Origin of the sequence: Jeongeupia sp. HS-3, from assembly GCF_015140455.1 — a bacterium.
In the GTDB taxonomy this organism is placed as follows: domain Bacteria; phylum Pseudomonadota; class Gammaproteobacteria; order Burkholderiales; family Chitinibacteraceae; genus Jeongeupia.
Genome location: NZ_AP024094.1, coordinates 225,615 through 247,313 on the forward strand (window position 1 = coordinate 225,615; position 21,699 = coordinate 247,313).

Annotated in this window: 19 protein-coding genes; 13 read left to right on the forward strand and 6 right to left on the reverse strand. The window is 63.9% G+C overall.

The genetic code is table 11. From position 1 onward, the window contains the following. Positions 1-6 precede the first annotated feature (6 nt). A complete protein-coding gene (locus tag JLC71_RS01150; RefSeq protein WP_236250936.1) occupies positions 7-1,395 on the forward strand; it encodes an efflux transporter outer membrane subunit in 1,389 nt (462 codons plus the stop codon). A 14-nt stretch (positions 1,396-1,409) separates the two neighbouring features. Here the strand turns inward: JLC71_RS01150 and JLC71_RS01155 are convergent, their stop codons facing one another. Beyond that, positions 1,410-2,420: a zinc-dependent alcohol dehydrogenase family protein gene (locus JLC71_RS01155; RefSeq protein WP_200916861.1), complete on the reverse strand. Its 1,011-nt coding sequence runs from the start codon at positions 2,418-2,420 to the stop codon at positions 1,410-1,412. A gap of 125 nt (positions 2,421-2,545) precedes the next feature. Here JLC71_RS01155 and JLC71_RS01160 point away from each other — a divergent pair, with 125 nt between their 5' ends. After that, positions 2,546-3,484: a LysR family transcriptional regulator gene (locus JLC71_RS01160; RefSeq protein ID WP_200916862.1), complete on the forward strand. Its 939-nt coding sequence runs from the start codon at positions 2,546-2,548 to the stop codon at positions 3,482-3,484. Here JLC71_RS01160 and JLC71_RS01165 read toward each other — a convergent pair. Then, entirely contained in the window at positions 3,472-4,650 is a 1,179-nt protein-coding gene (locus tag JLC71_RS01165) for a serine hydrolase domain-containing protein (protein ID WP_200916863.1), read from the reverse strand. The genes JLC71_RS01160 and JLC71_RS01165 overlap by 13 nt on opposite strands. A gap of 91 nt (positions 4,651-4,741) precedes the next feature. Between JLC71_RS01165 and JLC71_RS01170 the strand changes: the two genes are divergently transcribed. The 4 genes from JLC71_RS01170 (at position 4,742) to JLC71_RS01185 (ending at position 8,481) form a co-directional block, all read left to right on the forward strand. Further along, positions 4,742-5,362, forward strand: a complete 621-nt coding sequence (locus tag JLC71_RS01170; RefSeq protein ID WP_200916864.1) for a TetR/AcrR family transcriptional regulator — start codon at positions 4,742-4,744, stop codon at positions 5,360-5,362. Positions 5,363-5,631: 269 nt separating this feature from the next. Next, the gene (locus JLC71_RS01175; RefSeq protein WP_200916865.1) at positions 5,632-6,897 is read left to right on the forward strand and encodes a GDSL-type esterase/lipase family protein; all 1,266 of its coding nucleotides are present in this window, start codon (positions 5,632-5,634) and stop codon (positions 6,895-6,897) included. 138 nt (positions 6,898-7,035) lie between these two features. Then, complete coding sequence (locus JLC71_RS01180; protein WP_200916866.1) at positions 7,036-7,998, forward strand: tetratricopeptide repeat protein; 963 nt, start codon at positions 7,036-7,038, stop codon at positions 7,996-7,998. 102 nt (positions 7,999-8,100) lie between these two features. Next, on the forward strand, positions 8,101-8,481 hold the full coding sequence (locus tag JLC71_RS01185; protein ID WP_200916867.1) for a DUF2784 domain-containing protein: 381 nt from the start codon (positions 8,101-8,103) through the stop codon (positions 8,479-8,481). 49 nt (positions 8,482-8,530) lie between these two features. Here the strand turns inward: JLC71_RS01185 and JLC71_RS01190 are convergent, their stop codons facing one another. The 3 genes from JLC71_RS01190 to JLC71_RS01200 all read right to left on the reverse strand — a co-directional run bounded on the left by JLC71_RS01190 (position 8,531) and on the right by JLC71_RS01200 (position 11,410). Beyond that, positions 8,531-9,121: a DNA-3-methyladenine glycosylase I gene (locus tag JLC71_RS01190; protein WP_200916868.1), complete on the reverse strand. Its 591-nt coding sequence runs from the start codon at positions 9,119-9,121 to the stop codon at positions 8,531-8,533. Next, complete coding sequence (locus JLC71_RS01195; protein ID WP_200916869.1) at positions 9,096-10,709, reverse strand: HAMP domain-containing methyl-accepting chemotaxis protein; 1,614 nt, start codon at positions 10,707-10,709, stop codon at positions 9,096-9,098. Before JLC71_RS01195 ends, JLC71_RS01190 begins: the two co-directional genes overlap by 26 nt. Before the next feature lie 83 nt (positions 10,710-10,792). Beyond that, on the reverse strand, positions 10,793-11,410 hold the full coding sequence (locus JLC71_RS01200) for a LysE/ArgO family amino acid transporter (protein ID WP_236250937.1): 618 nt from the start codon (positions 11,408-11,410) through the stop codon (positions 10,793-10,795). 150 nt (positions 11,411-11,560) lie between these two features. Here JLC71_RS01200 and JLC71_RS01205 point away from each other — a divergent pair, with 150 nt between their 5' ends. From JLC71_RS01205 to JLC71_RS01235, 7 genes are all read left to right on the forward strand, one after another. Continuing rightward, positions 11,561-12,262 (forward strand): energy transducer TonB, encoded by a 702-nt coding sequence (locus tag JLC71_RS01205; RefSeq protein ID WP_200916870.1) that lies wholly within the window; start codon positions 11,561-11,563, stop codon positions 12,260-12,262. Positions 12,263-12,416: 154 nt separating this feature from the next. Continuing rightward, positions 12,417-14,594, forward strand: a complete 2,178-nt coding sequence (locus JLC71_RS01210; RefSeq protein WP_200916871.1) for a TonB-dependent receptor — start codon at positions 12,417-12,419, stop codon at positions 14,592-14,594. An 83-nt stretch (positions 14,595-14,677) separates the two neighbouring features. Next, complete coding sequence (locus tag JLC71_RS01215; protein ID WP_200916872.1) at positions 14,678-15,358, forward strand: Fe2+-dependent dioxygenase; 681 nt, start codon at positions 14,678-14,680, stop codon at positions 15,356-15,358. A gap of 117 nt (positions 15,359-15,475) precedes the next feature. Continuing rightward, the gene (locus JLC71_RS01220; RefSeq protein ID WP_200916873.1) at positions 15,476-15,715 is read left to right on the forward strand and encodes an FmdB family zinc ribbon protein; all 240 of its coding nucleotides are present in this window, start codon (positions 15,476-15,478) and stop codon (positions 15,713-15,715) included. A gap of 18 nt (positions 15,716-15,733) precedes the next feature. Then, complete coding sequence (locus JLC71_RS01225) at positions 15,734-16,414, forward strand: DUF502 domain-containing protein (protein ID WP_200916874.1); 681 nt, start codon at positions 15,734-15,736, stop codon at positions 16,412-16,414. Between the two features lie 28 nt (positions 16,415-16,442). Further along, on the forward strand, positions 16,443-18,242 hold the full coding sequence (gene aspS / locus JLC71_RS01230; RefSeq protein WP_200916875.1) for an aspartate--tRNA ligase: 1,800 nt from the start codon (positions 16,443-16,445) through the stop codon (positions 18,240-18,242). Positions 18,243-18,377: 135 nt separating this feature from the next. Continuing rightward, entirely contained in the window at positions 18,378-18,836 is a 459-nt protein-coding gene (locus JLC71_RS01235; protein ID WP_200916876.1) for a hypothetical protein, read from the forward strand. Positions 18,837-18,898: 62 nt separating this feature from the next. On the opposite strand, the gene glnE is transcribed toward JLC71_RS01235, so the two are convergent. Next, positions 18,899-21,601 (reverse strand): bifunctional [glutamate--ammonia ligase]-adenylyl-L-tyrosine phosphorylase/[glutamate--ammonia-ligase] adenylyltransferase, encoded by a 2,703-nt coding sequence (gene glnE, locus JLC71_RS01240; RefSeq protein WP_200916877.1) that lies wholly within the window; start codon positions 21,599-21,601, stop codon positions 18,899-18,901. Between the last annotated feature and the right edge of the window lie 98 nt (positions 21,602-21,699).

Consider the following 21,699-nt stretch of genomic DNA (forward strand, 5'->3'; position numbering starts at 1 on the left):
GCCTCCATGACCTCTTCCCTGCGTCCAATGCTGCTGGCACTGCTGGCTGCGAGCGCGCTGTCCGGCTGCGGCAGCCTGCTCCAGACCGATTACCAGCGTCCCGTCGCCGATATCCCCGCCGCATGGCAGGGCCAGGGCGGCAGCACCGTGGCGACCGGCGAGCGCTGGTGGCGCTCGTTCGGCGATCCGCAGCTCGATGCGCTGATCGAGCGCGCGCTGGCGACGAACAACGACCTCGCCGCTGCGGCGATCAAGGTCAGGCGCGCGCGGCTGCAGGCCGGGCTGACCGATACCAATCTGACGCCGAGCGTGGGGCTGGGCGGCAATGCCAGCGCACAAAAGGACCTCAAGCGCGGTGGGCCGTCGGTGCGCAGTTACAACGCCACCGCCTCGCTCAGTTACGAGCTGGATCTGTGGGGGCGGCTGGCGCGGCTGCGCGATGCCGCCGACTGGGAAGCCGAGGCGACCGAGCTCGACCGGCAGAGCGCGGCGCTGAGTCTGGTCGGCACCACCGCGCAGCTGTACTGGCAGATCGCGTATCTGAACCAGCGCATCGCCAGTGCCGGCGCCAATCTGGCCGACACGCAGCGCACGCTGGCGATCGTCACGGTGCAGCATCGCGCCGGCGCGGTCGGCGGGCTTGATGAAGTCCAGGCGGCACAGAGCGTCGCCACCCAGCAAGCCAGCCTGACGGGCTTGCTGCAGCAGCGCGAAGAAGCGCGCAATGCGCTGGCCATCCTGTTCGACCGGTCGCCGCAGCACCGGGAAACCGAACTGCCGCGCCTGCCCGATACCGCCTTGCCACCGATCGCCGCCGGACTGCCTGCCGAGCTGCTGGCGCGCCGGCCCGATCTGGCCGCGGCCGAATGGCGCTTGAAGGAGAGCCTCGCCAATGTCGACGCGACCCGGGCTAGCTTTTATCCGACGCTGTCGCTGACCGGCAGCATCGGCAGCGCCAGCACCGGTCTGGCGAACGTGCTGAGCAATCCGGCCGCGACGCTCGGTGCCGGGCTGTTGCTGCCTTTCGTGCAGTGGAATACCACGCAGCTGACGATCAAGGTATCGAAGACCGAGTACGAGGAGGCGGTGGTCAACTTCCGCCAGACCTTGTACAAGGCCTTCGCCGATGTCGAGAACACGCTGTCGGCCGGGACGCAGTTCGGCGCCGAGGGCGAGGCGCTGCAGCGCGCCTACGATCTGTCGCGCCGCGCCGAAACGATCGCCGGGGTGCGCTACCGTGCCGGCCAGACCGGCGTGAAGGACTGGCTCGACCAGCAGCAGGCACGCCGCAACGCCGAGGATGCGCTGGCGCAGAACCGGCTCAACCGGCTGGACAACCGGATGAAGCTCTATCAGGCGCTGGGCGGCGATGCCGCGCTGCGCGCGCCGGGCTGAACCACCCGCCGGGCTTAATTGTCGAGCCGCAACACCACCTTGCCGAATGCGCCACGGCTGACGTGGGCCAGCGCCGCCGGCAGGTCCTCGATGCCGTATTCGGCGTCTATCACCGGCCTGATGCCGTTCAGGTCGATGGCGCGAACCAGGTCTTCAAGCGCGCGGCGGTGGCCGACGCCGATGCCCTGGATCGTCAGCCGCCGCTGCAGGAAGGGCACGATAGACGCGCTGAACTGCGGCCCGCCGAGCAGCCCGATCACCGAGGCCCGGCCGCCTTGCGCCAGCGTGTCGATCGCTTCGCCCAGATCGCTGCCGCCGAGCGCGATCAGCTGGTCGACGCCACGGCCGCCGGTGAGTTCGAGCACGCGCTGCACCCAGCCTTCGGTACGCAGCACGCCGTGCTGGATGCCAAGCGCCCCGGCTTTTTCGAGCTTGGCTTCGCTGCTCGAGGTGATGATGACCTCGGCACCGTGCGCCAGCGCGATCTGCGCGCCGAACAGCGCGACGCCGCCGGTGCCCTGCACCAGCACGGTCTGGCCGGCGCGCAGGCCGCCTTCCTCGATCAGCCCGAACCACGCCGTCAGCGCCGCGCAGGTCAGCGTGCTGGCCTCGATGTCCGACAGCGTGTGCGGCGCGGCGACGAGCAGCGCCTGCGGCAGCACGATGTACTGCGCCAGCACGCCCGGTGCCGGCCCGCCAAGGGCCGGGCCGTTGACGTCGGGTGCCTTGCCGTCGAACCAGTGAGTCCAGAAGGCGCTGATGACGCGTGATCCGGGCTGCACGCGGGTCACGCCGTCGCCGGTGGCGACCACGGTGCCGGCCATGTCCGAGCCCGGCACCTGCGGGAACGATAGCGGATAACCCATGCCGGTTTCGATCACCATCTTGTCGCGATAGTTGAGCGATACCGCCGCCACCCTGACCAGCACCTCGCCCGGCCCCGGCTGCGGAATGTCCGCCTCGACCAGCGCCAGGCGATCCACGCCCAGACCATTCATCTGCCATTGCTTCATCGTCTTGCTCATGTCGTTTCTCCTGCGCCATCGTTGGCGATGAATTCATCATATTGGAGATGAATAATCGGCAGTTGCGGCATATATTCGTTTTAGTGACGACACATTGGAGTCAATGAAGTGGGGTATCGGTAATCATGGCGAATCTGGACAGGCTGGGCGGGATGGCCGCCTTTGTGGGCGCGGTCGAGGCGGGCAGCTTCAGCGCCGCGGCAGTGCGGATGAATCTGTCGCGCTCGGCGGTCGGCAAAAGCATCGCCCGGCTGGAAGAGCGCATCGGCGTGCGCCTGTTTCACCGCACCACGCGCAGCCAGAGCCTGACCGACGACGGCCAGCTCTTCTACGAGCGCTGCCTCGCCGCGCTGGCCGAACTCGAAGCGGCCGAAGACGAGCTGGAACGGGGCAGGCGCGAGCCGGCCGGGCGGCTGCGGATCAGCGTGCCGTCGCTGTTCGGCCGCCGCTGCGTCGCGCCGGTGCTGCTGGAAATGGCGCAACGCTATCCGAAGCTGGAACTGGAAATGGCGTTCAGCGACCGGGTCAGCGATCTGGTCGAGGAGGGCATCGATCTGGCCGTGCGCAGTGGCGAGCTGCCCGATCGCGCCGGTTTGCAGGGCCGCCGGCTGGGGGCGCAGCACGTGATCGTGTGCGCCGCGCCGGCGTATCTGGCGGCCCACGGCACACCGCAGACGCTGGCCGATCTGGCCGGGCACGACGGCATCGTCTACGGCCGGGATATCCGCAGCGCCCAATGGCGCTTTGTCGGCGCGGACGGGCGCGAGCTGGTCGGGCCGATCCGCCCGAGGCTGCGCTTCGACGATATCGAAGCCATGGCGCTGGCCGCCATGGCCGGGCTGGGGCTGACACGGCTGCCGCACTGGCTCGCCAACGAATACCTCGCCGCCGGCACGCTGGTGCGGGTCTTGGCCGATACGGTGGCTACGCCGTTTCCGATTCACGTGGTCTGGCCGCAAACCCGCTATCTGCCGTACAAGGTCAGGCTGGTGATCGACGAGCTGGTCGAGCGGATTCCGCCCTTGCTGACCGAGCCGCCGGTGTCAGGGCGTCAGACGCCGTAAACCGCATCGCGGATATCGGTGGCAAAACGCCCGGCCGTGCCCTCGACCGCGGTATTGGTCAGCGCGATCACGCTCAGGCGCTCGAGCGGATCGACGAACCAGCTGTGCCCGTAAGCGCCGCCCCATTGCCAGGTGCCCGGCGATTGCGGGCTGGCCGCCGCAGCCGGATCGAGCAAGACCGCGCCGCCATAGCCAAACCCCCAGCCGGGGCCGCGTACATCGATCAGGAGATCGCCGGTTTGATTGCTGCGCAAGGCTTGCGACATCGGCGGCGAAATCACGCCGTTGTCGTTGCGGATGCTTTCGAGGAAACGCAGGAAATCGGTTGCGCCGCCGACCATGCCGCCACCACCGGACGGGAACGATGCCGGATCGAAGACCCGGCCCGGTGCAAAGGCAATCCCGGCCAGCGCGGGGTCGATGAAAGGCACGATGGTGTGCTCGCCCATGCGTACCGGCGGTGATCCCGCAGGAGTGGCGTCGGCATACGCCGTGGCAAGGCGCGACCGATCGCGCACGCTAAACGCGGTGTCGTGCATCGCCAGCGGCCCGGTCACCAGCGCGGCAATCGCGTCGGGCAGGGTCTGCCCGGTCACGCGGGCGATGAGCGCACCCAGTACGTCGGTGCCGATCGAATAGCGCCAAGCGGTTCCGGGGGCGAAGAACAGCGGTACGCTGGCGATTCTTTGCAGCTGTTCGGCCATGCCCCAACCCGGCGCATCCAGCCCGTCCGAGATGCCGGCGCGGTGGTAAGGCCCGTCTGCCGGCTCGAAAAAGCCATAACTGAAGCCCGCGGTGTGGGTGAGCAGGTGATGGGCGGTGATCGTTGCGGTCTGGCCGTTGGGCAGGCGCGGGGTGAATTCGGGCATCAGTTCGGCCAGCGGGATGTGCAGCGACAGGCGGCCCTGCTCGACCAGCGCCAGCGCCGCGGTCGAGACGATGGACTTGGTCAGCGATGCCAGCCGGAACAAGCTGTCATCACGCATCGCCACGCGATGTTCACGATCGGCCCAGCCGGCGGCGCGGTGATAGACCGGCTCGCCATCGCGGGCAACGAGCACGACGGCGCCGACGATGCGGGCCTCGTTTAGTGCACTGTCGATGGCGGCATCGAGCCGGGTGGTGATGTCGGAGGATGTGTGCGGCGCGGCGACGGCGGTATTCATCAAGGAGTCCCGGTTCTATTTAAATAGTGACCGTTCTATAATTCGACCATGACATAGCCGATGTCAAGATTTTTGAGTGATCACTATATAAATGATGCAAGCCGACGCACCCGTTCCACCCCGGCCACGCGGCCGACCGCGCAACTTCGACCGCGCGCAGGCGCTCGATCTGGCATTGCAGCTTTTCTGGCACCAGGGCTATGAAGGCACGTCGATTGCCGATCTGACCGCTGCCATCGGCATCCCGCCGGCGAGCCTGTACGCCGCCTTCCACTCGAAGGAGGCCTTGTACCGGGAGGTCCTTGCGCTTTACGCCGAACGGGAGGGCGCGAGCACCCGCCGCGCGCTGGATGAGGCGCCGAGTGCGTATTTGTCGATGCGATGCGTGCTTGTCGAGGCCGCGCAGCGCTTCGTTTCCGCTACGCCCGGTTGTTTGATCACCACCGCAGTGCTTGGCTGTGCGCCAGAGAACCGTGGCGCCGCCGCCGCCGCCACGACGATGCGCAATGCGGTGCTGGTGCTGTTCCAGCAGCGTTTTGACCGTGCCGTGCATACCGGTGAACTGCCGCCGGATACCGAGACCGCGGCACTGGCACGTTGCTACGGCGCCGTGCTTCAAGGGATGTCGATACAGGCGTGTGACGGCGCCAGCGTCGCCGAACTGACCGCGCTTGCCGATGCGGCGCTCACCTTGTTCCCCGGGCGACGCTGACCGCTGATCAGCAATCGTGGTGATGGGGCCGGCCATTTTTCCAATCCGGCCTCTTTCTTTTTGACGTTGATAGTTTTTAGCTATAGATTGCATGTGTTCCCGATCAATCCGGGCACACGGCAGCATGGCTGACCCGATGGCGGGTCTTTTTTTGCGCACAAACAATGTCAGTGGCATGTATTGATAGTTGTTGACGATTGTCATTGCTGTTTTGATTGGTTGGCTGGCTACCAAAAACACTGGCGCAAAGCGTCAAACAGGGGGTGGAGATGAGAACAGTATCCTGGCTGCTGTGCAGCCTGATTGGCGCGATCGGTGTGACCGGCGCTTCGGCGCAGGCCGCGTCGACCGCTGTGGCGGTGACGTGCGAGGCCGCGTGGGACAAAGCCAAGGTCTATACCGGTGGCCAGCGCGCGCTGCACAACGGCGTGCGTTACGAGGCCAAATGGTGGACGCTGGGCGAGAACCCGGCGCAGTCGAACACCTGGGGCGTCTGGAAGGTCGTCGCACCGTGTGCAGAGGCGCCGGTCCCGCTGGTCGAGCAGATCAATGCCGGCGGCCGCTTGCAGGTCGATTCGGCCAGCCGCGTCTCGTACAGCTGGCCGGGTACCTACTTCGAGGGGCGCTTCCGCGGTACCGGCGTCGGCCTGGCACTGGACGATGCGCAGGGCGTCTACAACGTCGAGATCGACGGCAAGCCCTGGCCCAAGATCACCAAACCGGGCAAGACCACTTACTGGCTCAGCGGCCTGCCTGCGGGCGAGCACACCGTGCGCTTGTCCTTGCGGTCCGAGCTGACCGGTACGCCGGGCAGCTTCGAAGGGCTGGTGCCCATGGCCGGCGGCGAAATTCTCAAGCCCGCTGCGGCGCCGACCCGGCAGATCGAGTTCATCGGCGATTCGTACACCGCCGGCCTTGGCACGGAGTCGGGCAAGAAAGACTGCACGGAGGCCGAAATCGCGCCGTACTCGAACGCCGATGCATCGTTCGGCGCGCTGACCGCCAGACACTACCGCGCCAGCTATCAGCTCAATGGCTACTCGGGGCTGGGGATGGTGCGCAACTATGGCGGCAACATTCCGAACGTCAACTACCGGACGTATTACGACCGGGCGTTGACCGGGGTGACCGGCAATGTCTGGCAAAACCCGGGCAACTGGAAGCCGCAACTGGTCGTGGTCGGTCTGGGCATCAACGATTTCTCGACCCCGGTGGCGACCGGTGAGGCCTACACCGCCGAAACCTTGCGTACCGGCTACAAGACGGCGTACCGGGGCTTCATCAACAAGCTGCGTGCTCAGTACGGCGATGCGCATGTGGTGGTCAGCGCTACTTATCTGTGGCCGGACAACAAGCTTCAGGAGGTCGCGCAGGAGGTGGTCGCCGAAGCCACGGCGGCCGGTGACCGGAAGATTTCCTACTTCTATTACGACGGGCTCGACAGCATGGCGTGCGGCTGGCACCCCTCGGTGAAGGATCACCAGGCGATCTCGGCCAAGCTGATTTCGCAGATCGACAGCCTGGGCATCTGGTAATTGTTCGTCCTCTCTTGGGCGGGTCTTTGACCCGCCTTTTTTTTCATCCTACGGGTGGTGGATTTGGGCAGACGTGCGTGCATTGGTGATCCTCGCCATGCCTCTATAGTTGCCCTTTCTCTGGCGTGGACGGACGGCATGTTGCTAGACAGCGGGGCGTGGTATTTACAGCCGGGGCAGCATCTGGCCGAGATCGACAGGCTGCTGACGCGGGCGGCACCGCCACAGCGGGCGGCGTATCTGGTCGAACGCGGCCGCTGTCTCGAGGCCTTATGGCAGCCGCAGGCGGCGCTGCGCGCCTACGACGATGCGGCGGCGCTGGCCTTGCCGGATGCAACGGTGCGCTGTCGCGCGCATCTGGGCGCCGCGGCGATCCACTATGCACACGCCGACTATGGTCAGGCGCTGGGCGCGTGGCAGCAGGCCTTGCCGCTGGCGCGTGGCGACGGCGATGAAGCGGCGATCGGCGAGGCCTTGCTGGGGCTGGGGCGAATCTGCCAGGCCTTCGGCGGCGCTGACGCGGCCTTGAGCTACAACGCCCAGGCCTTGCAATCGGCGCAGGCGTCGGCCGATGTGCGCGTGCAGGCGATGATCGCGCTCAATGTCGTCTCCAGCCTCAATGCCCTGCGGCGCTATGACGAGATGAGCGATTCGCTCGCGCAGGCCGCGATGCTGATCGCGCAAACACCGGGTCAGCCCTTTCTGGCCGAATGGCAGGTCTATGCCGGCATCGCCGCCGCCGCGACCCACCGGCTCGGCAAGGCAAGGCAGCATTACGATGCCGCGCTGGCGCTGGCCGACGGCGCCAACAACCACTGGGTCCGCGCGTTTGCGCTGCTGCATCTGGGCTTGCTGCAATTGCGGTTGCACGACGGCAGGGGCGCGCTGGCGTCGCTGTACGCCGCGCGCGAGATCGGCGAGGCGATGGGGACTGCGCATACCTTGATGGACATCCACCAGGCCATTTCGCAGGCGCACGAAACCCTGGGCAATATCGCCGAGGCGTTCGAGCAGCACAAGCTCTACTACCAGTACTACCGCTGGACCAGCGAAGGGCTGCGCCGCGATGCCTTGCAGGCGATTCTGCCGCTAAGGCACTGAGCGCTCGGGCTTGCGCGGTCAGCTTGTTCGGCAAGCAAACAACCGCGTTCCAGCGGCGCTATCTATCATTAGTGCAGGCCAACCTCAGCGTAACCGCCGCTCATGCTCTTCCGCATCGCCGCCGATATTGTGTTGCTGATTCATCTGGCGTTCATCGTGTTCGTCTTGCTGGGCGGCGTGCTCGCCGTGCGCTGGCGCTGGGTTCCCATCGTGCATCTACCCGCCGTTTTATGGGCTTGCTATGTTGAACTCGCTGGCCGCATTTGCCCACTCACGCCGCTGGAGAACGGCTTTCGCGTTCGGGCCGGTGAGGCCGGTTATACCGAGAGCTTCATCTCGCACTATGTGCTGCCGATCATCTATCCGGCTGGTCTAAACCGTGATTTACAGTGGCTACTGGCCGGCGTGGTCATGCTGGTCAATCTCGCCATCTATGCCTGGCTCTTTCATCGTCGGCGCAAATCGCCCGGTCGTGATGGCTGATCTTGCCATGGGGTCGGCGGCAATGGTTTGGTTTCCGGCTGCCCCGGCGTTAATCGGTACCCGCCTTGCAGCAGCCCGCCACGTGGTCGTTGACCAGGCCGCAGGCCTGCATGAAGGCGTAGCAGGTGGTGCTGCCGACAAAGCGAAAACCAAGTTTTTTCAGCCGTTTCGAGAGCAGATCCGACTCTGCCGTTTGAGCCGGTACATCGCTGAGCGCCGCCGGTGCGTTGAGCCGTGGCGCATGCTGCACCACCTCCCAGACCACCGTCGCCAGCGTGCTGCCGCTCTCGTGCAGCGCCAGCAGGGCGCGGGCGTTGCCGATGATGGCTTCGATCTTGCCGCGGTGGCGGATGATACCGGCGTCGAGCACCAGCCGGTCGACGTCGGCGCTGCTGAAGCCGGCGATCGCCGCCGCGTCGAAGTGGTGAAACGCGCGGCGGTAGCCGTCGCGCTTTTTCAGCACCGTCAGCCACGACAGCCCGGCTTGCATGCCCTCGAGGCACAGCATCTCGAACAGCGTGCGCTCGTCATGGCAAGGCACACCCCATTCGTCGTCATGGTAGGCGACGTAGAGCGGGTCGGTGGATAGCCAGCCGCAGCGCGGCCGGCCATCGTCACAGACGGTAACGTTCGACTTCACGGTTCATTTCCCCTGCTAGCCGGTCGAGTTCCTTGGCCGAATTGGCGGTTTGCATCGCGGCGCTGCTGCTGGCTTCGGACATCTGTGCAATCCGCTCGACCAGTTGGGCGATGCTGTTGCTGGCGGCGCTTTGTTCGCGGATCGCGCCGCTGATATCGGCCACGTGTTCGACCACGGCATTCGAGCCGCCGCGAATTGCCCCGATCGCGGCGCCGGCCTCGCGCGCCTGCGACACGGCGCCTTCGACTTCGTGGACGACGTCGCCCATCCGCTGGACCGCCTTCAGCGCGTCCTGCTGGATCGCGGCGACGGTGCGGGAGATTTCCTGCGTCGATACGGCGGTGCGTTCGGCCAGCTTGCGCACCTCGTCGGCGACGACGGCGAAACCACGGCCGGTTTCGCCGGCGCGTGCGGCTTCGATCGCCGCGTTCAGCGCCAGCAGATTGGTCTGGTCGGCGATGTCCTTGATCACGCCGACCACGGCATTGATGCCGGCGCTTCTTTCCTTGAGCGAATCGATCTGCTCGGCGGCTTCGCGCACCGAGCCGGAGATCGCGTCGATGCGCGAGACGCTGGCGTCGATCACCTGCGCGCCGGTGCCGGCCTGACGGCCCGATTCGCGCGAGATCTGGTCGGCCTCGGCGGCGCGGTCGGCGATGTGGCTGATGCTGACGGTGACTTCCTCGACCGTCGCGGCCATGCTCGTTGCCGCTTCGCTGGTGTTGCCGGCGTTCTGCGACATGCTGCCCGCCGCGCGCGCGACTTCGCCGGTGGCGCCGCCGATGGTGCGGATGTGATCCGACATGTCCTTCAGGCTCTGGCGCGTGCGTTCGAGTAGCCGGTTGAACGCGGTGACGGTCTGGGCGATCTCGTCATTACCGTGCACCGGCACGCGGCGGGTGAAGTCGAGGCTGGCCTCGATCTCGCTCACGGTCTGTTGCATCGCCAGCAGCGGCCGGCGGATCGAACGGTAGAGCAGGGCGCCGAAGACGGTGAGTGCGATCGCGGCGAGTGCGATCGCGGCGATCATCACGTTGCGGGCGCTCGCCTCGCTGGCAAGGATCGCATCCTGCTGCACCTTCGCTTCGTGCTGATTGTGCGCGTGGATCGCGGCCAGCGCCTTTTCGGTCGCGATCGCGGCATCGCGGCCCTGATGGGCGATCTGGACCTGCGCGCCGGCAGCGTCGCCGGCCTTGGCCTTGGCGATGATGTCGTCGTAGATCGTGTGGAACGACTGTAGCGTGGTCTTGAATTCGCTAAAGCGCTGGCGGTCCTCGCCGTCGTTGTGGACCTTTTCGTACTCGGCGTTGATCTGGTCGATCGCCGCCCGGCGCCGGGCGATTTCATCGGCGAGCTTCGCGCGGGCGTCGGGATTCTGCTCGACGACGTACTGCGCGACGAGGATCTGCTCGATCTTGTAGTTGTTGTTGATGTCGTTGCCCTTGTTCAAGCCGTCGAAGGCATCGTCGACGAGCAGCGCGACGCTGGTCTCGATCTGCCTGAGGACAATGGTGCCGGCGACACCGACGACGACGAGCGCGGCGATGGCGGCGATGATCAGGGCGATCAGTCTCTGTCCGATATTCATGGTGGCTTTCCTTACTTGATAGGCAACGGCGCGCTGCCCTCTCTTATCGGCACAAACGTGCCGAAGTTGAGACGGGGCCGCGATTAAAGCGCCAGACGAACGAGCGACAGGGCAATCGCGAACATCATCAGCGCGATCAGCAGATCCAGAATGCGCCAGGCCCGAGGATTGCGGAACAGCGGCGTCAAGCGGCTGGCGGCAAAGGCCAGGCTGAAGAACCAGATGAACGAAAAGCCGGCCGCGCCGAGCAGGAACCACGGCCGCGCCTCGGCTGGCTGCTGCGCGCCGATGCCGCCGACCAGCACGATGGTGTCGAGCAGCGCATGCGGGTTCAGGAACGAAAAGCCCAGCGTCGCCATGAACACCGCCCGTGGCGTACGGATGCCGGTCGCGACGTTGGGCGCCAGCGTCGTCGGGTGCAGTGCCTTTCTGAGCGAGCCGATGCCGTACCACAGCACGAAGGCCGCGCCGGCCAGCGCCATCCAGCGCTGCAGCGATGGTGCGGCGGCGAGCAGGCTACCCATGCCGGCAATCCCGGCGCCCATCATCACCAGATCCCACAGCCCGCAGCAGAACGCCGTCAGGAACAGCTGTTGCCGGGCGATGCCCTGACGCAGCACGAAGGCATTCTGTGCGCCGATCGCCATGATCAGGCTGGCCGAGAGCATCAGGCCATTGAGCGTTGCAGACAGGGGAGACATCGGGGAAATCCGCCAGCAAAACGCTTCACGCTAACGGTCGCCGACCTTGCCGGCTATTGGCGACATCCCCGGTGCCCGAGCGGGCATGAATCGCTCCTTACATGGTGCGATATGCTTGAAAATGATACCTTTTCTCAATATCATGCGCGAATGGTTCTCAATAACAATTTCAGCTGGCGCGCCAGCCCGGTGCTGGTCGGCGTCGTCGCGATCCACTTGCTGGCGCTTTATCTCGCGGTCCGCACCTTTGTGGCGACCACGCCACCGCAGATCATCCAGCCGTCGCTGATGTTCGCGACCTTGAGCGAGCCCGAGCCGCAAGCCAAACCGCAGGCCGCACCAGCACCGCAACCGAAGCCGCAGCCGGCCAAGCCCAAGACCGAGCCGGCCAAACCGCAGGTCAAGCCGGCCCCCAAGCCGGTGGCAAAAACGACCACCAGCGAAAAGGCACTGCACGACAGCCGCCGGGCCGAACCCGAGCCGGCCGCCGAGCAGGCTGCGCCGGCCGCACCGGCTGCTGCGGTTGAAAAGGCTACCGCACCGGCGGCCGCCGCCGCGCCGGCGGTTGAAACGGCGCCATCGTTCCATGCCAATTATCTTTCCAATCCGCGCCCGGCGTACCCGCCGCAGTCGCGCGCCTTGGGCGAAGAGGGCTCGGTGACGCTGCGCGTGCGCGTCGGCGAAAACGGCTCGGCGATTTCGGTCGAGGTCGCCAAATCGAGTGGCTTCGCGCGGCTTGATGAAGTGGCCAGGAACACGGTGAAGAACCGCTGGAAGTTTGTTCCGGCGAAGAAGGGCAACGAGGCCGTCGTCGGCACGGTGCTGGTGCCGATCGAATTCAAGCTTAATTAACGGATTCCGTATTTCCGCAAAACCCCGTCCGTGAGGGCGGGGTTTTGCATGCCCGTCTCCTAGGATGTTGTCCTAAGAGGCCGGCTGGCCGGTGCTCTCGTACCGGTCACGACATCACCAAAACCAAAATCCAATACCACTGGAGCAATACGTAATGAGGGAAATCAATCGCAGCAAGAGCCCGGTGCGGCATCTTGCCAAGGTGCCTGTGGCGGCCGCATTCGCGTCCGTTCTCGGCGCCGCGCCGCTGGCTTTCGCAGCCGAAGAAGCTGCCGTGCTGGCACCGGTGCAGGTCACCGCCGAGCGCAAGGGCGATCCGAAAGGCACGGCCGACACCTACAACGCGCCGGTCACCACCGTCGGCCGTACCGCACAGGCCGCGCGCGACATTCCGCAGTCGACCACCAGTGTCACGCGCGAAATCATGAACGACCAAGGCGCCAACAACCTCAAGGACGCGCTGCGCAACGTCGCCGGCGTGACCTTCACCGCCGGTGAAAACGGCCGCTCGGGCGACGCGATCTCGCTGCGCGGCTTCTCGGCGACGACCGACCTGTTCCTCGACAATATCCGCGACACCGGCCAGTACAACCGCGACACCTTCAACATCGACCGCGTCGAAGTGCTGCGCGGCCCGTCGTCGATGATCTACGGCCGCGGTTCGACCGGCGGCGTGATCAACCAGGTCAGCAAGACGCCGTTCCAGAGCGATGCCAGTTCGGTGACGCTGGGCGTCGGCACCGAGGACTACTACCGCGTCGAAGCCGACATCAACAAGGGCCTGAGCCCGACGTCCGGCCTGCGCATCAACCTGATGGGCCAGGACAGCGAATCGACCCGTGACGGCGGCGAAGCCAAGCGCTGGGGCGTGGCACCGTCGGTGAGCTTCGGCATCGGCGAGCCGACCGAAGTCACGTTGTCGTACTTCCACATGCAGGAAAACAACATCCCCGACTACGGCGTGCCGTTCCTGCGCGGTACCGACGGTATCGCTCGGCCGCTGCCGGTCGATCCGAACACCTATTACGGCCTGCCGGACTGGGATTACGAAGACACCAAGACCGATGTCCTCACCGCCAAGGTCTCGCACGAGTTCACGCCGGACATCAAGGTGAACAACAGCACCCGTTATGGTCGCTACTGGCGTGAAATCTGGCCGAGCCCGCCGCGCATGGGCGCTGGCGTGACCGCCGCCAACCTGACCGACAATTCGCTGGTGACGCGCTCGCGCAACGGCGGCCGCGAAGGTCTGGATGAAATCCTTACCAACGTCACCGATGCGACGTTCAACTTCAATACCGGCACGATCCGCCATCAGGTGCTCACCGGTCTGGAACTGACGCGCGAAACCTCGGACGCCACCCGTTGGGGCAACGTCGTGGCACCGCCACCGGCGACCGTCGGCAATCCGAACAACCACCCGGCCATGCCGTCGCCGATCAAGAACTACACGACCAATGTGCAGTTCGATTCGAACAACGTCGCCGTGTACGCGCAGGACTTCATTTCGCTGACGTCGCAATGGAAGTTCCTGATCGGCGCGCGCTGGGATTACCTCGACGCCGACTACGACACCAAGAACTTCGCTACCAACACGACGACCAACGTCAAGCGCACCGACAACGAGTGGAGCTGGCGTACCGGCCTGATTTATCAGCCGGACGCGATCCAGTCGTACTACGCGTCGTACGGCACCTCGTTCAACCCGTCGGCCGAGACGTACTCGCTCGATCCGAAGGGCGCCAACACGGATCCTGAGTCCAATCGCAACTACGAAATCGGCGCCAAGTGGGATCTGTTCGAGGGTGATTTGAGCGTGCGCACGGCGCTGTTCCGCACCGAGAAGTACAACGAGCGCAACACCGATCCGCTGGTCAGCGATCGCTATGTGCTGTCGGGCAAGCGCAAGACCGACGGTCTCGAACTCGAAATCGCCGGCCGGATCACCGAGAAGTGGAACGTCTTCGCCGGTGCTGCGTGGATGGATGCGGAAATCACCGAAACCGTGATCGCGGCCGAGAAGGGCAAGACGCCGCTGAACACGCCGGACTACACCGCCAGCCTGTGGACGACCTACCAGATCGACACGTTCTGGAAGGCCGGCTTCGGCGCCAACGCGATTGGTGAGCGTTACGCCAACAACCTCAACACCACCGTGGTGCCGAGCTATGTGCGCTGGGATGCGATGGTCGAGTGGAACTACCGTGACTACAGCGTGCAGCTGAACGTCTACAACCTGTTCGACAAGACCTACTACGACAGCGTTTACGCCGGTCACGTCGTGCCGGGCAATACCCGCTACGCGCATCTGAGCGGTACCTACCGCTTTTAAGTGAAGGGTCTGCGGTTGATATAATCGTAACCATCGCCGCCGCGCTCGCAAGGGTGCGGCGGTTTTTCATTCAAGGATTCCCCATGCTGCTGCACATCCCGAACGTACTCGATCGTGAAACCGCGCTTGCCTGTCGCGAACGCCTCGCCGGCGCCGGCTGGGTCGACGGCCGCATCACCTCGGGGACGCAGTCGGCGCAGGTCAAACGCAATCTGCAACTGCCGACCGAAGACCCGGTCTCGCAGGATGTCGCCAACCTGATCCTGCGCGCGCTGGAGCAAAACGGCATTTTCTTCTCGGCCGCGCTGCCGAAGAAGGTCGTGCCGCCGCAGTTCAACTATCACGAAGGCGGCATGCACTTCGGCAATCACGTCGACAACGCCGTGCGCACCATGCCCGGTAGCGGCGAGTGGGTGCGCACCGATCTGTCGGCGACCCTGTTCTTTACCGATCCGGACGAGTACGACGGTGGTGATCTGGTGATCGAAGACACCTACGGGCTGCACGCGGTCAAGCTTGCCGCCGGCGATCTGATTCTTTATCCGTCGACCAGCCTGCACCGGGTCGAGCCGGTGACTAGCGGCGCGCGCATGGTGGCGTTTTTCTGGGTGCAGAGCATGGTGCGCGACGACGGCCAGCGCGGGCTGTTGTTCGATCTCGACAGCTCGATCCGCGACATTCGCAATCGTCATGGCGAGGATCAGGCGGCGGTCAACCTGACCAATGTGTATCACAACCTGTTGCGGCAATGGGTCGAGGTTTGAGGCCACACAAAATGTTTGCCTGGGGCTTGACGGCGCGATGAATGCTGGGCAAATCGTTGCCATCCTCGCTCATGGCGCTTGCGGTATAATCTGCCGCTTGTTTGCGGAGGACTGACTATGCCGATTTATGCTTACCGCTGCGCGTCCTGTGGTCACGACGGCGAACACATGCAAAAAATGACCGATGCGCTGCTCGTGGAATGCCCGAGCTGCCACGCCTCGACCTATCAAAAACAGTTGACTGCTGCAGGCTTCCAGCTCAAGGGCTCGGGCTACTACGTCACTGATTTCAAGAACAGCGGCAGCCCGGCACCGTCCGGCGCCTGCGGTTCCGGTAACTGTGGTCACGCCCACTAAACGGGCAAACGAGGGTAAATGGCCAGCCTGAAGAAATACCTGCTGACCGGCCTGCTGATCTGGGTGCCGCTGGCGATTACGCTCTGGGTACTGCAACTGATCATCGGCACGATGGACCAGATCGGCACGCTGCTGCCGACGCCGATGCGCCCGGATTACTGGCTGCTGCAGCGCTTGGCCAATGATTTGCCATGGTTCGCCGACAAGCAGGCGATTCCCGGCTTCGGGGTGGTGCTGACCGTGGTCGTGCTGATGGTGACCGGGCTGATTGCCCACAACATCATCGGCCGGCAATTGCTGCGATTTGGCGAGTGGGTGCTCCATCGCATTCCCATCGTCCGCTCGATCTATTCAAGCGTGAAACAGGTGTCGGATACGCTGTTTTCCGACTCCGGCCAAGCTTTCCGTACCGCGGTGCTGGTGCAGTTTCCGCATCAGGGCACATGGGCGGTCGGCTTTGTGACCAGCCAGGTCGGTGGCGAAATCGCCGACAAGCTTGGCCATGAAATGATTTCGGTGTTCGTGCCGACAACGCCGAACCCAACTTCGGGCTTTTTGTTCATGGCGCAAAAATCTGCCGTGCACGAGCTCGATATGAGCGTCGACGAAGCGCTCAAATACGTGATTTCACTCGGCGTGGTCGCACCCAACGGCAAACTTGCCGTCGCGCCGACGGTTGCAGCTCAGCTTGCAGCCTGACTCAATACAATCAAGGATGAAACATTCGATGCGTACCGATTACTGCGGCTTGATCGACCAGCGTTACCTTGGCCAGACGGTCATCATTCAGGGCTGGGCCCATCGTCGTCGTGACCACGGCGGCGTGATCTTCATCGACCTGCGCGACCGTGAAGGTCTGGTGCAAGTGGTGATTGATCCGGATACCCCGGAAGCGTTCAAGCAGGCCGATTCCTCGCGTGGCGAGTACGTACTGCAAATCACCGGCCTCGTGCGTGCACGTCCGGAAGGCACGACCAATGCCAAGATGATCTCCGGCCAGATCGAAATTCTCGCCAAGGACATCGTGATCCTGAACAAGGCCGAAACGCCGCCATTCCAGATCGACGACGAAAACCTCTCCGAGAACGTCCGCCTGACCAACCGCGTGATCGACCTGCGTCGGCCGCAAATGCAGAAGAACCTGCGCCTGCGCTACAAGGTGGCGCTGCTGGTGCGCAACTTCCTCGACACCAAGGGCTTCATCGATATCGAAACACCGATGCTGACGCGCTCGACGCCGGAAGGCGCGCGCGATTATCTGGTGCCGAGCCGCGTGCACGACGGCCTGTTCTTCGCGCTGCCGCAATCGCCGCAACTGTTCAAGCAGCTGCTGATGGTCGCCGGTTTCGATCGTTACTACCAGATTACCAAGTGCTTCCGTGACGAAGACTTGCGTGCCGACCGCCAGCCTGAATTCACCCAGATCGATATTGAAACCTCGTTCCTGAACGAGGACGAGATCATGGCGATCACCGAAGCCATGGCCCAGCATGTGTTCAAGGAAGCCATCGGCGTCGACCTTGGCGCCTTCCCGCGCATGGCCTACGACGATGCGATGTTCTTCTATGGCTCGGACAAGCCCGATCTGCGCGTTGATCTCAAGTTCACCGAACTGACCGATCTGATGAAGACCGAAGAATTCAAGGTCTTCCGTGGTGCTGCCGATATGGACGGCGGCCGTGTGGTCGGCCTGCGCATTCCGGGCGGCGCCAGCCTCAGCCGCAAGGAAATCGACGAATACACCAAGTTTGTCGCGATTTACGGCGCCAAGGGTCTGGCCTACATCAAGGTCAACGACGTGACCAACCTGAGCAATGGCGAGGGTTCGGGCTTGCAGTCGCCGATCGTCAAGAACCTCAGCGAAGCCTGCCTGAGCGAAATCATTGCCCGCACCGGCGCACAAACCGGCGATCTGATTTTCTTTGGCGCCGACAAGCGCAAGATCGTCGATGAAGCGATCGGCGCACTGCGCCTGAAGCTCGGCCACGAGAAGGGCGAAGCCGGCGGTTACTTCACCAAGTCGTGGAAGCCGCTATGGGTTGTGGATTTCCCGATGTTCGAATACGACGAAGACGGCAAACGCTGGAACGCCTGCCACCATCCGTTCACCAGCCCGAAGGTCGAACACCTTGAACTGCTGACGACCAATCCGGGCGCATGCAAGGCACGCGCCTACGACATGGTGCTGAACGGCTGGGAAATGGGTGGCGGTTCGGTGCGTATCCACCAGGCCGATGTGCAATCGACGGTGTTCGATGCACTCGGGATTGGCGAGGAAGAAGCGCAGAACAAGTTCGGCTTCCTGCTCGACAACCTCAAGTTCGGTGCCCCGCCGCACGGTGGCCTGGCCTTCGGCCTTGACCGTCTGGTGACGCTGATGACCGGTGCAGAATCGATCCGTGATGTGATCGCCTTCCCGAAAACCCAGCGGGCCCAGTGCCTGCTGACCAATGCACCGAACGTGGTCGACGAGAAGCAGTTGCGCGAACTGCACATCCGCTTGCGCAATCCAGCACAAACGGTCTGATGGCATAGACAGATTGCAACAGTTGAAAGGCGCCCGGAAGGGCGCCTTTTCCATTGATATATGTTTTCCGGTAGATTAAGCGCATCTTACTAATTGGTTGGGTTGGTGCGATTGATGGACCGGCTAAACAGTCGTATGACTTACCGCTGCGGTCACGCATTGCAGCCCTTGTCGAGCTCGTTTCAGCACAACGAGGCGTATCTGATCCGCGTGGCCTTCACTTGCCCGCATTGCGTTGCCGAAATCAGTCGTCGCGCTGCGCTGGATACACGTGCTTACGTCAACATGCAGCAGATCTCGCCAGGGATGGCCGCCTTCGTGATCGAGGTTAGCCAGACCCATGACGAGCTGGGCAAGCTGTTGGCCGCGATCGGTTATGCCCGGCGAGGCAAATCGCTGGATGAATTGACGCCGGGTATCGAGGTGCTTGAGGAGGACGGTTGCGTCTGGCGCAAGGAAACGTGGTTCGCGACCAATACCGCGCCGCATCATGTGGTTGCGCTGATCCAGCACATCAAGCTTGAAGCCACCTGGCTGGGTAGCTATCTGCCGCGGGAGATGGCCGCCGTGCAGTATTTTGCTTTCCCGGATTAAGCCACGTGAGCTTGGGTTAAAAAAAACGGACAGCCATGGCTGTCCGTTTTCGTTTGGCTTGCTCAGGCCTCGGGGGCGTCGAACTCGGGCGCGTCGAACAGTTGCGCCCACAGCGTTTGCACCGCCGCGATCGATTCGGCAATGGTCGCCAACGTGGCGGCACTCGGTTTGGTGCCATTGAGCCGGCTGGCGTGCTGCATGCGGCGCAGCTCGCGATACGTTGTTTGTGCATGCGCGGCCAGATCCGCCGCGATCAGCCCTTCGCGTGCGGCGCAGCCGAGCAGGGCGATATTACCAAGGTTGCCGGTCAGCTCCTTGACGCTGTGCGCGTACGCCAGAATCAGGAACTGCACGATGAACTCGATGTCGACGATGCCGCCGCGGCAATGCTTGACGTCGTCGATCTTGGCCGGATGTGTGTCCAGCATTCGGTCACGCATCTGCAAGACTTCTTTGCGCAAGGCCGCCACGTCGCGCGGTGTGCGCAGGATGTCGTTTTTCACGGTTTCGAAGGCATCGCCTATCGCCGTTTCGCCGCACACGAAGCGCGCGCGCGTCAGTGCCTGGTGCTCCCAGACCCAGGCCGATTTGCGCTGATATTCGGCAAAGGCTTCGACGCTGGAGACCAGCAGCCCCGATGCGCCATTGGGCCGCAGCCGCAGATCGATATCGTAAAGCAGGCCGGCGGATGTCGGCGTGGTCAGCCAGGTGACGATTTTCTTGGCCAGTCGCGCGTACTGTTCCGGTGCATCCGGGTGCGGGTCGTCGTACAGGAAGACGAGATCCAGATCCGAGCCGTAACCCAGCTCCTTGCCGCCGAGCTTGCCGTAGCCGATGGCGGCGAAATGCGGCGTCTGGGTATGGCGCTTGGGTAGCTCGTGCCAGACTTCCTCGATCGTGACCGCCAGCAGCAGGTCGGCCAAAGCTGACAAGTGATCGGATACCGTTTCCAGCGAGATCAGCCCGGCCAGATCCTGCGCCACCACCCGGAATACCTGGGTGTGCTGGAAATGGCGCAGGCAATCCATCTTGGCCTCGGTATCGTCGCCAAGCTCGGCGATTTCCCGGCGCAGGATTTTGCCCAGCTTTGTCCAGTCTGGCGCCTGATACAGCAGCCGTGCATCGAGCAGTTCGTCGAGCAGGATGGGGTGGCGCGTCAGGTATTCGGAAACCCATGGGCTGGCGCTGTAGAGTTCGGCCAGCCGGTTGAGGGTTTGCGGGTGTTCGGCCAGCAGCGCCAGATAGGATTCGCGCCGGCCGATCGCCTCCAGCAGTCCCAGCAGTCGTGATAGCGTGTCGTCGGGGTTCGGGTAGCCGGCGGCCACGCCGATCAGCGCTGGCAGGATGCTGTCGACGCGCTGGCGGCAACGATCCGGCATTTGCTGATAACGGCTGCTGCTGGCGAACGCGGCCAATTTGCGCGCCATTTCCGTCGCATCGCGAAAGCCCTTGGTGGCGAGGGTGTCGGGCGCCGCATCGCCATCGCGCGCTTGTTGCCAGGCGCCGGCGTCCGCGCCGCCTTGCTGTTCCTGCGGCAGACCGAAAATCTGTTCGAACTGTACGGTAACGCGATCGCGATGCTGTGCCAGCGCGGTGCTGAAGGCCGCCCAGTGGGCGTACCCCATGCTGGTGGCGATACGGGTTTTATCGTCATCGTTCGTTGGCAAGGTCTGCGTTTGCGCATCGTCGATATACATCAAGCGGTGTTCGACATTGCGCAGAAAGGTGTAGGCGCTTTGCAGTTCGGCGACGGCATCGGCCGGTAGCAGCCCTTGCTGGCCGAGCTCGTGGAGAACCGCCCGCGTCGCCCGCTGCGTCAGCGCCTTGACCCGGCCGCCGCGGATCAGCTGGAAGACCTGGCCGATGAATTCGATCTCGCGGATGCCGCCCGGGCCGAGCTTGATGTTGTCGATCCGGTCACGGCGCTGTACTTCGCGGCGGATCTGGCTGTGCAGCTCGCGCATCGACTGATAGGCGCCGTAGTCGAGGTATTTGCGGTACACAAAGGGGCGGATCAGCTGCATCAGCGCCTCGCCGTCGCCGGTCATCGCGCGGCCCTTGATCCACGCGTAGCGTTCCCATTCGCGTCCTTGGGTGATCAGGTAGTTCTCCAGCGCGGCGAACGAGCACACCAGCGGGCCGGAATCACCAAACGGGCGCAGCCGCATGTCGACGCGGAAAACAAAACCGTCTTCGGTCGGATCGTCGATTAGCTGGATCAGTTTCTTGCCGATGCGGGTGAAGTATTCGTGGTTGGTCAGCCGGCTTTGGCCGTCGGTGCTGCCGTCTTCCGGGTAGACGAAGATCAGGTCGATATCGCTGGAGACATTGAGCTCGCATCCTCCCAGCTTGCCCATGCCGACAACGATCAGTTCCTGTATCTCGCCGCTGTCGTCGCCGATGGGCTGGCCGGGGCGGGTTTCATTGTGGCTGGCGAAAGCCAGCGCCTGCTGTACCGCTATTTCGGCCAGATCCGAGATGGTGCGCACCGCTTCATCCAGATCGGCCAGTCCTTCGAGTTCACGCGCGATCAGCCGTGCCATCACCGCTTGGCGCAGCCGGCGCAATCGCCGCTTGAAGGTCGCCTCGTCGTCACCGATGGCGTTGAGCAGTCGCAGTGACATCTCGGCGCGCGTAAACGGCTGGTAGAGATGCTCGGCGGTTTCATCGCCCAGCGCTGGGTGGCGGGTGAAAAGGCGTTGCAGATAGCGGCTGTGTGCCAGTGCCGGGGCCAATGTGCTTGAAATCACAGTATCGCTACTCATGGGGCTGGTCTGTTCGCGTTAGAATCGACGACTGTTTACGCTAGCACAATCGGCCTGCCCCAGGCGTTCCGGCTCCCCCATGTTCGTTGATTTTCGTC

Excerpts from the sequence above, each read along its gene's own strand:
- JLC71_RS01150 (WP_236250936.1), top strand. The coding sequence starts at position 7 with ATGACCTCTTCCCTGCGTCCAATGCTGCTGGCACTGCTGGCTGCGAGC.
- JLC71_RS01155 (WP_200916861.1), bottom strand. The coding sequence starts at position 2,420 with ATGAGCAAGACGATGAAGCAATGGCAGATGAATGGTCTGGGCGTGGAT.
- JLC71_RS01160 (WP_200916862.1), top strand. The coding sequence starts at position 2,546 with ATGGCGAATCTGGACAGGCTGGGCGGGATGGCCGCCTTTGTGGGCGCG.
- JLC71_RS01165 (WP_200916863.1), bottom strand. The coding sequence starts at position 4,650 with ATGAATACCGCCGTCGCCGCGCCGCACACATCCTCCGACATCACCACC.
- JLC71_RS01170 (WP_200916864.1), top strand. The coding sequence starts at position 4,742 with ATGATGCAAGCCGACGCACCCGTTCCACCCCGGCCACGCGGCCGACCG.
- JLC71_RS01175 (WP_200916865.1), top strand. The coding sequence starts at position 5,632 with ATGAGAACAGTATCCTGGCTGCTGTGCAGCCTGATTGGCGCGATCGGT.
- JLC71_RS01180 (WP_200916866.1), top strand. The coding sequence starts at position 7,036 with ATGTTGCTAGACAGCGGGGCGTGGTATTTACAGCCGGGGCAGCATCTG.
- JLC71_RS01185 (WP_200916867.1), top strand. The coding sequence starts at position 8,101 with ATGCTCTTCCGCATCGCCGCCGATATTGTGTTGCTGATTCATCTGGCG.
- JLC71_RS01195 (WP_200916869.1), bottom strand. The coding sequence starts at position 10,709 with ATGAATATCGGACAGAGACTGATCGCCCTGATCATCGCCGCCATCGCC.
- JLC71_RS01200 (WP_236250937.1), bottom strand. The coding sequence starts at position 11,410 with ATGTCTCCCCTGTCTGCAACGCTCAATGGCCTGATGCTCTCGGCCAGC.
- JLC71_RS01205 (WP_200916870.1), top strand. The coding sequence starts at position 11,561 with ATGGTTCTCAATAACAATTTCAGCTGGCGCGCCAGCCCGGTGCTGGTC.
- JLC71_RS01210 (WP_200916871.1), top strand. The coding sequence starts at position 12,417 with ATGAGGGAAATCAATCGCAGCAAGAGCCCGGTGCGGCATCTTGCCAAG.
- JLC71_RS01215 (WP_200916872.1), top strand. The coding sequence starts at position 14,678 with ATGCTGCTGCACATCCCGAACGTACTCGATCGTGAAACCGCGCTTGCC.
- JLC71_RS01220 (WP_200916873.1), top strand. The coding sequence starts at position 15,476 with ATGCCGATTTATGCTTACCGCTGCGCGTCCTGTGGTCACGACGGCGAA.
- JLC71_RS01225 (WP_200916874.1), top strand. The coding sequence starts at position 15,734 with ATGGCCAGCCTGAAGAAATACCTGCTGACCGGCCTGCTGATCTGGGTG.
- aspS (WP_200916875.1), top strand. The coding sequence starts at position 16,443 with ATGCGTACCGATTACTGCGGCTTGATCGACCAGCGTTACCTTGGCCAG.
- JLC71_RS01235 (WP_200916876.1), top strand. The coding sequence starts at position 18,378 with ATGACTTACCGCTGCGGTCACGCATTGCAGCCCTTGTCGAGCTCGTTT.
- glnE (WP_200916877.1), bottom strand. The coding sequence starts at position 21,601 with ATGAGTAGCGATACTGTGATTTCAAGCACATTGGCCCCGGCACTGGCA.